This is a genomic window from Pseudomonas brassicae (assembly GCF_010671725.1).
In the GTDB taxonomy this organism is placed as follows: domain Bacteria; phylum Pseudomonadota; class Gammaproteobacteria; order Pseudomonadales; family Pseudomonadaceae; genus Aquipseudomonas; species Aquipseudomonas brassicae.
The window spans coordinates 1-6,616 of sequence record NZ_JAAHBU010000312.1; the positions used below are offsets into that span (position 1 = coordinate 1).

Below are 6,616 nucleotides of genomic sequence, written 5' to 3' on the forward strand. Positions count from 1 at the left end.
AAATTTCTGACACCCCCGGTGCGGGACTGCCGCATCCACTACACACGTACCAAGTCATCGAAAAACAGGGCGGTTCCAATCACCGAAGAGCTGCAGACGCAAATCAAAGCGGTGCTGCCGTTTGGGGATTGCTACAAGCGCTTTGGCGAGGCGGTGGCGGCGGTGGGGCTGGAGCTGCCTGCAGGTCAGCTGACCCACGTGCTGCGGCATACCTTCGCCAGTCACTACATGATGAATGGCGGGGACATCCTCACCCTACAGCGAGTCTTAGGGCATTCATCGCTGGCGATGACGATGCGCTATGCACATTTCAGCCCTGGCCATCTTGCCGAGGTAGTAGCGCTCAATCCTCTGAATCATCTTGGAACCAAGGACTAGGCGATGAATGATGTCTTGGAATGGAGCGTAGTGGTTTGGAATCTTGTCGATGCCCCATCTACAAATCAGTCAATCAACTGGACGACTGTAGCTGTAGGTCTGATCTCGGGGCTGATTGGTATCAGCGGACCGTGGCTATCGCTCGGTTGGCAGGCTAGGAAGGAGAGTCGAAGTGTGCATGCAGCGATTTTGGCAGAGGTACGTGCCTTGTTAGAGCTGGTTGGTAGGCAGAAGTTTGGGGAGCAGTTTACAGACGCTTTGTTCAAGGCATCGCAGCGGGACATCGCTCAGGTACGTCTTAGATTTCCTGAGCATTACAATCGAGTTTATCTAGCCAATGCTGCGAAGCTTGGCGTGCTCGAAGAAGATGACGCGAGGGATTTCGTTCGCTTTTATCAGTTGATGGATAGCTTACGTACCGACACTTCCGAAGGCGGGTATTTGTATGCTGGAAGTAGAGACGCGAGGGTGATTGAGTCTGCTCAAGAGATTTTCTCAGAAGCGGTCACGTTAGGCCTGTCTCTGACCGCGAGAGGAGCACCAAGGTAGTCATGTGGACAGAATGTGGACACTTGAAGAGTTACGAAGTCTTGGTTTCTGACGCCTAGAAACGGCGAAGCCCCGCATTGCGGGGCTTCTAAGGTGTGCCGGCACCAGGAGTCGAACCCGGGACCTACTGATTACAAGTCAGTTGCTCTACCAACTGAGCTATACCGGCATAGGGGCGCTATTATAGCGATCGGTTTGGTTCTGTAAACCACTTCCTTGCAATCTTACGCAACGCCCCGGTTTACCTGGCCTGCAGCCCCGCATCACCACCCGCGATGCAGGCTTTCGGCAGTCGGTTCTGCCCTGGCCGGGTCGAACAGCATCGGCTTCTGTTCATGGCAGCCACGCTTGCCGCATTTCACGTACCGTCGCGACTGTGCCGGCAACCCGTTGTCGCCCAGCACCTGCATCTGCGGCATGTCCCAGCCCGCCAGTTGATCATCACCGGTGTGGTGGCTGCGCTGGCCACTGGCGCAGCCGCTCAGCACCAAAGCAAACACTGCCCAGGCAATGGATTTGAAAAAGCCCATGGTCATTCCCGTTTCTCCAATCGAGTCATACGGCGCACCCGCCGTCAGTCCTTGCCCAGCCCTCGCTGAACGCCAGCAGGTCCACCGGCCGGCACTCCATCCGCCACGGCCAGGTCGCTGCCGGGCATAAGCTGTGTTCGTCGCTGAAGGTCTTGGCGTCACGCATGAGGGGGGAGAGGGCACATGGCAATATGCCCTCATGATCTCGCAAACCGCCGCGGATGATACACCGATCGGCACCTTGAAGCTGCTTTCAGCTGGCGGCAGTTCGACGCAGAACCCCTGGCCCTGCAGGATCCCGCACGCAACCATGTGAAAAATATAATTTACGGCGCTTATCCCAACCTTTCAGGACCTTTCACCAGATAACAAAAAGATTCCGGCAAAAAATAGTAGGAGCTCTCTATCGATTTGACTTTGACGATGCCCTCAGCTAATTTGTTGTGCATTATGTTGAACACTCAAGCGTTGCCGCTGCTCACCTCCCGCCTGGTCTCCCGTGAACGTCACTGGACCGGCGATCTCTAGCGTCACCCTCCCAAACCCCGGTTTCTGCTGACGTCAGCGTCAGCCCCCGCGTTTTCCGCTACGCCCATGGGAGGGCACATGCGTTCCTGGATCTATCTGTTCATCGCCATCGTGGCCGAAGTGATCGGCACCACGTCGATGAAGTTTGCTGCCACACAGTCGCCGTTGCTCGGCCACGCCCTCATGTACAGCATGATCGGCCTGTCCTACGGTTTCCTTGCGCTCGCCGTGAAGCGCGTGCCGCTGGGCGTCGCCTACGCGCTGTGGGAAGGCATCGGTATCGTGCTGATCACCCTGGTCAGCATCACCTGGCTGGGCGAGAGCATCGGCCTGCTCAAGGCCCTGGGTCTGGGCGTGATGATCGCCGGTATCCTGCTGATCAAGTCGGGTACCCGCAGCGCTCGCCGTGAAACCACCGGGGAGGCGCTGCCATGCTGACCGCCTCGATGATCCCCTTCGTATGGCTGGCCGCGGCCATCGTGCTCGAAGTGGTGGCCAACCTGCTGCTCAAGTACTCCGACGGTCTGCGCAAGCGCTGGGTCGGCCTGGCCTCGATCGCGTGTGTGCTGGCTGCCTTCACGGCGCTGGCGCAAGCGGTCAAGGACATCCCCCTGTCGATGGCCTACGCCATCTGGGGTGGCTTCGGCATCCTCGCCACGGTGGCGATGGGCTGGGCGCTGTTCGGCCAGCGCCTGGCCGGGCGCGGCTGGCTCGGCCTGCTGCTGGTGCTCGGTGGCATGGGCCTTTTGAAGCTGGCGTGACGCCCGTCACAGTCCCCTTAGAGCGATTCGCTCAAACGCTTATGCACAAGGCGCATGCCAAACAGGCGCCTTGTGCATCGCGTTCGGGTGCTCCATTGGTCTTTGCGCAAATGGCTTTTTTGCTCGGCTTTAACACGTGAATAAAAAATGACCAGGCGCTGACAGCCCTTGGAGGGCGTGATTTTCAGCCATCTATCAAAATGTTGCGCACAGACTTATCCACAGGTTTGGACGGTCATTTGCGCTCGGCCAGCAGCATCAGGTTGCGCGGTGTCAGCGGGTAGGGGCAGAAGCTGCCCAGGCGCACGTCGAAGCCCTGTTCACCCAGGTACAGTGCGCGGTCCAACACCAGCCACAGTTCCAGTGGGCGACGGAACAGGTTGCGCAGCCGTTCCAGGTTGCGCACCTGCGCCAGGCGCGCCCAGCCGGCCTGTTCCAGTGCCATCCAATCGTGCTCACCGTCCACGTCGAGCGCCTTGAGCGCAGCCAGGTCGCGGCAATAGTCGGCAAAGGGTTTGCTCAGCCAACTGCTGAGCAGGGAAGGGGTGGGCAGGTATTCGTCGCACTGGCGCAGTTGCCGTTGCAGCAGGTCGAAGCCCAGCCGCCGTGCCATCGATTCATCGCGCTGGCGGCGCACGCGCTGGCCGGCGGTGACGGTTTCGCTCAGCGGCAAGCCCAGGTCATCGATCGATAAGGTCAGGCGCGACGCCTGTGCGGCGGTGGATAACGCCTGGTAGAACGGCCCGCGCGTGCGGTTGTAGCAGCACGGCGCAATGGCTAGCTGGCGACAGCCCTTGGCGCTGGCCAGCTGCATCAGGCGCACATGCAGGTCGCCGCAGGCGTGCAGCGCCACGGGGGTGTGCTGGCCGGTAAGTTGCGCATCGGCGTCACTGCGCATCACATCCTGCAGGCGATGCTGCGCCGGCAGGTGGTGATGCTGGCTCAACTGTTCACCGGCCAACACCAGCGCCGGGTCATGTTCCAGGCAGGTCAGCTGTTGCGCCGGGCCCAGCAGGCGCCGGCCCAGGTGGCCCTTGCCGGCGCACCAGTCCAGCCAGTGCGTGGCAGGCTGGGCGAAGGCCAGGTGGCCGGCGAAGGCTTCGATCTGCTGCCATTTGCGGCCGGGCACATCCACGTTCAGGCGTGCACTGGCAGGTGCCAGCTCGATTGTGGATAACTCGCCCACGGCTGACAGCTGCACGGCCTGGGCGGCCAGCTGTGGATAAGGGGCGGGTGCGCCGGGCGCATCAGGCGCCTCGGCGGCTTGCAGCGTGCGCTGGCGCAGCCACTGGCTCAGCTCGGGCAGCTCGCGCTCCCAGGCCATGGTCAGCTGGGTGAACGGCCTCGGCCGCCACAGGCCCTGGTGTTCCAGCAAAAAGCTGTCCAGGGCCTGGAAGCGGCCAAGCAGTGTGGCGCCCTGCAGTACCTCAGCGGCCTTGGCAGGCATCGACGCGCAACCAGCGCTCAAGCACCTTGAAGCCCTGCACCAGCAAGAACGAGATCAGCAGGTAGAACAGCCCCGCCGCAAAGAAGATCTCCACCGGCAGGTAGGTACGCGCAATGATCGTGCGCGCCATGCCGGTCAGTTCCAGCAGGGTCACGGTGCTGGCCAGGGCGCTGGCCTTGAGCATCAGGATCACTTCGTTGCTGTAGGCCGGCAGGCCGATGCGCGCGGCACGCGGCAGCATGATGTAGAACAGCGCCTTGGCCCGCGACATGCCCAGCGCCCGCGCCGCCTCGATTTCACCGCGCGGGATGGCCTGCAGCGCACCGCGCAGGATCTCGGCGATGTACGCGGCGGTGTGCAGCGTCATGGTCAGCACGGTGCACCAGAACGGGTCGCGCAGGTACGGCCAGAATGCGCTGTTGCGCACTGCGTCGAACTGCGCCAGGCCGTAGTACACCAGGAACAGTTGCACCAGCAGCGGCGTGCCACGAAAGAAGAAGATGTAGCCATACGGCAGTGCGCGCACATACCAGTGCCGCGACGAGCGCGCGATGCCCAGCGGGATCGCCAGGATCAGCCCGGCGATGACCGCGATGGCCACCAGCTCCAGGGTCAGGGTCGCGCCCTGGGCCAGGCGCGGCAGCCACTTGATGATCACTTCCCAGTTCATTGGTTGGCCCTCGCGAAGCCGCGTGCGGCGCGTTTTTCCAGCAAGTGCATGCCGATCATCGCAAGGATGGTCAGGCCCAGGTAGATAAGCGCCGCCACCATGTAGAAGGTGAACGGCTGCTTGCTCACGGTCACCGCCACTTGCGAGTGGCGCATGATCTCTTCAAGGCCGATCACCGACACCAGTGCGGTGTCCTTCATCAGGATCATGAACAGGTTGCCCAGCCCAGGCAGCGCGATGCGCCACATCTGCGGCAGGATCAGCCGGGTGAAGATGCGCCCCTTGGACAGGCCCAGGGCCAGGCCCGCTTCGCGGTGGCCCTTGGGGATGGCCAGGATGGCGCCACGGAACACTTCGGTGGCATACGCACCGAAGCACAGGCCCAGCGCGATCACGCCCGCCGTGAAGGCGCTCAGCTCAAGGCCGGGAATACCCAGCAGTTCGCCCAGCTTGCTCATCAGGCTGACGGTGCCGAAGTAGATCAGCAGCACCCACAGCAGCTCGGGCACGCCGCGCACCAGGGTCGAATAGAAACCGCCAAGCCACTGCAGGGGCTTGTACGGCGAGGTCTTGGCCAGGGCGCCGAGCAGGCCCAGCACCAGCCCCAGGCAAAGGGCGGTGAGTGCCAGTTGCACGGTCATCAAGGTGCCGGCCGCCAGGGCCGGACCGAATCCGTAGAGATCAATATTCATGGGCAGGCTTGTTCAGGGACGGGCACCGCCGCAGGGGCGGTGCCGGTCGGGCGACTCAGTAGATGCTGAAAGGGAAGTACTTGTCGTTGATCTTCTTGTAGGTGCCGTCGGCAACGATTTCCTTCAGGGCGGCGTTCAGGCGGTCGCGCAGCTGGGCGTCACCCTTGCGCACGGCAATGCCGACCTTGTCGCTGTCGTTGACCGGCTCGCCCTTGAACTCGTAGGCCTTGCCCGCGTCGGATTTCAGCCAGTCGTAGTTGGCGTACTTGTCGGCCAGGATGGCGTCGAGGCGGCCGGCGGTCAGGTCGAGGTAGGCGTTTTCCTGGCGTCATACAGGTTGACCTTGAAGTTGCCATCCATGCCGCCGTTGTCGTCCAGCCAGGTCGCGGCCTGGGTGCGCGCTGGGTGCCGATGGTCTTGCCCTTGAGCGAGGCCGGGTCGGTCTTGAAGTCGACGTTTTTCGGCGCGATGAACTGCTGCTTGTTGGAGTAGTACGGGTCGGTGAAATCGACCGCCTGCTTGCGCTCGTCGGTGATCGACAGCGACGAGATCAGGAAGTCGAACTTCTTCGCGTTCAGGGCCGGGATGATGCCGTCCCAGTCGGAGGTGACCACTTCGCACTCGACCTTCATCTTGGCGCACAGGCGTCGCCGATGTCCTTGTCGAAGCCCACCACCTGGCCGCTGGCATCCTTGTTGTTGAACGGCGGGTACGCCGCTTCGATGCCCATCTTCAACTTTTCGGCCGCCATGGCGTTGGCCGAGAACACCAGCGTGGCGGCAGCGGCCAGGAGGAATTTCTTGTAGTTCTGCATGCGTGTTGCTCCGTTAGCGGTTGCTGGACATGAATTGCTTACAACGCGCCGAGTTCGGGTTGTCGAAAACCTGCTGCGGCGATCCTTGCTCTTCGACCAGGCCCTGGTGCAGGAAGATGACTTCACTGGACACCTGCCGGGCAAAGCTCATTTCATGGGTAACCAGTAGCATGGTACGGCCTTCTTCGGCCAGCGCGCGGATCACGTTGAGCACTTCCTGGACCATTTCCGGGTCCAGTGCCGAGGT

The 6,616-nt window shown here is 61.9% G+C and carries 9 protein-coding genes, 1 tRNA gene and 2 pseudogenes; 4 read left to right on the top strand and 8 right to left on the bottom strand.

What is annotated here, in order from left to right:
• Together G3436_RS19785 and G3436_RS19790 are read left to right on the top strand one after the other, a co-directional pair.
• Positions 1-378, top strand: a 378-nt coding sequence (locus G3436_RS19785) for a tyrosine-type recombinase/integrase (RefSeq protein WP_163948423.1), incomplete at its 5' end; no start/stop codon positions are given.
• 3 nt (positions 379-381) lie between these two features.
• Positions 382-927, top strand: coding sequence for a hypothetical protein (locus G3436_RS19790; protein WP_163948425.1), 546 nt, complete (start codon positions 382-384; stop codon positions 925-927).
• A 96-nt stretch (positions 928-1,023) separates the two neighbouring features.
• On the opposite strand, the gene G3436_RS19795 is transcribed toward G3436_RS19790, so the two are convergent.
• The 3 genes from G3436_RS19795 to G3436_RS19805 form a co-directional block, all read right to left on the bottom strand.
• Positions 1,024-1,096, bottom strand: a tRNA-Thr gene (locus G3436_RS19795).
• 94 nt (positions 1,097-1,190) lie between these two features.
• Positions 1,191-1,457: a hypothetical protein gene (locus G3436_RS19800; protein WP_163948428.1), complete on the bottom strand. Its 267-nt coding sequence runs from the start codon at positions 1,455-1,457 to the stop codon at positions 1,191-1,193.
• 25 nt (positions 1,458-1,482) lie between these two features.
• Positions 1,483-1,623, bottom strand: a complete 141-nt coding sequence (locus G3436_RS19805; protein ID WP_163948430.1) for a hypothetical protein — start codon at positions 1,621-1,623, stop codon at positions 1,483-1,485.
• A 440-nt stretch (positions 1,624-2,063) separates the two neighbouring features.
• Here G3436_RS19805 and G3436_RS19810 point away from each other — a divergent pair, with 440 nt between their 5' ends.
• Positions 2,064-2,423: an SMR family transporter gene (locus G3436_RS19810; RefSeq protein ID WP_163948433.1), complete on the top strand. Its 360-nt coding sequence runs from the start codon at positions 2,064-2,066 to the stop codon at positions 2,421-2,423.
• Positions 2,417-2,746, top strand: a complete 330-nt coding sequence (gene mdtI, locus G3436_RS19815) for a multidrug/spermidine efflux SMR transporter subunit MdtI (protein WP_163948436.1) — start codon at positions 2,417-2,419, stop codon at positions 2,744-2,746. The genes G3436_RS19810 and mdtI overlap by 7 nt, the downstream gene beginning before the upstream one ends.
• A gap of 235 nt (positions 2,747-2,981) precedes the next feature.
• Here the strand turns inward: mdtI and G3436_RS19820 are convergent, their stop codons facing one another.
• From G3436_RS19820 to G3436_RS19840, 5 genes and pseudogenes are all read right to left on the bottom strand, one after another.
• The gene (locus G3436_RS19820) at positions 2,982-4,193 is read right to left on the bottom strand and encodes a methyltransferase (protein ID WP_163948439.1); all 1,212 of its coding nucleotides are present in this window, start codon (positions 4,191-4,193) and stop codon (positions 2,982-2,984) included.
• The gene (locus tag G3436_RS19825) at positions 4,174-4,863 is read right to left on the bottom strand and encodes an ABC transporter permease (protein WP_163948442.1); all 690 of its coding nucleotides are present in this window, start codon (positions 4,861-4,863) and stop codon (positions 4,174-4,176) included. Before G3436_RS19825 ends, G3436_RS19820 begins: the two co-directional genes overlap by 20 nt.
• Positions 4,860-5,555, bottom strand: coding sequence for an ABC transporter permease (locus G3436_RS19830; RefSeq protein WP_163948445.1), 696 nt, complete (start codon positions 5,553-5,555; stop codon positions 4,860-4,862). Before G3436_RS19830 ends, G3436_RS19825 begins: the two co-directional genes overlap by 4 nt.
• Positions 5,556-5,610: 55 nt before the next feature.
• Positions 5,611-6,369: pseudogene (locus G3436_RS19835) on the bottom strand (ABC transporter substrate-binding protein).
• A gap of 13 nt (positions 6,370-6,382) precedes the next feature.
• Positions 6,383-6,616: pseudogene (locus G3436_RS19840) on the bottom strand (ATP-binding protein); the annotation flags it as partial.

Excerpts from the sequence above, each read along its gene's own strand:
- G3436_RS19790 (WP_163948425.1), top strand. The coding sequence starts at position 382 with ATGAATGATGTCTTGGAATGGAGCGTAGTGGTTTGGAATCTTGTCGAT.
- G3436_RS19800 (WP_163948428.1), bottom strand. The coding sequence starts at position 1,457 with ATGGGCTTTTTCAAATCCATTGCCTGGGCAGTGTTTGCTTTGGTGCTG.
- G3436_RS19805 (WP_163948430.1), bottom strand. The coding sequence starts at position 1,623 with ATGCGTGACGCCAAGACCTTCAGCGACGAACACAGCTTATGCCCGGCA.
- G3436_RS19810 (WP_163948433.1), top strand. The coding sequence starts at position 2,064 with ATGCGTTCCTGGATCTATCTGTTCATCGCCATCGTGGCCGAAGTGATC.
- mdtI (WP_163948436.1), top strand. The coding sequence starts at position 2,417 with ATGCTGACCGCCTCGATGATCCCCTTCGTATGGCTGGCCGCGGCCATC.
- G3436_RS19820 (WP_163948439.1), bottom strand. The coding sequence starts at position 4,193 with ATGCCTGCCAAGGCCGCTGAGGTACTGCAGGGCGCCACACTGCTTGGC.
- G3436_RS19825 (WP_163948442.1), bottom strand. The coding sequence starts at position 4,863 with ATGAACTGGGAAGTGATCATCAAGTGGCTGCCGCGCCTGGCCCAGGGC.
- G3436_RS19830 (WP_163948445.1), bottom strand. The coding sequence starts at position 5,555 with ATGAATATTGATCTCTACGGATTCGGTCCGGCCCTGGCGGCCGGCACC.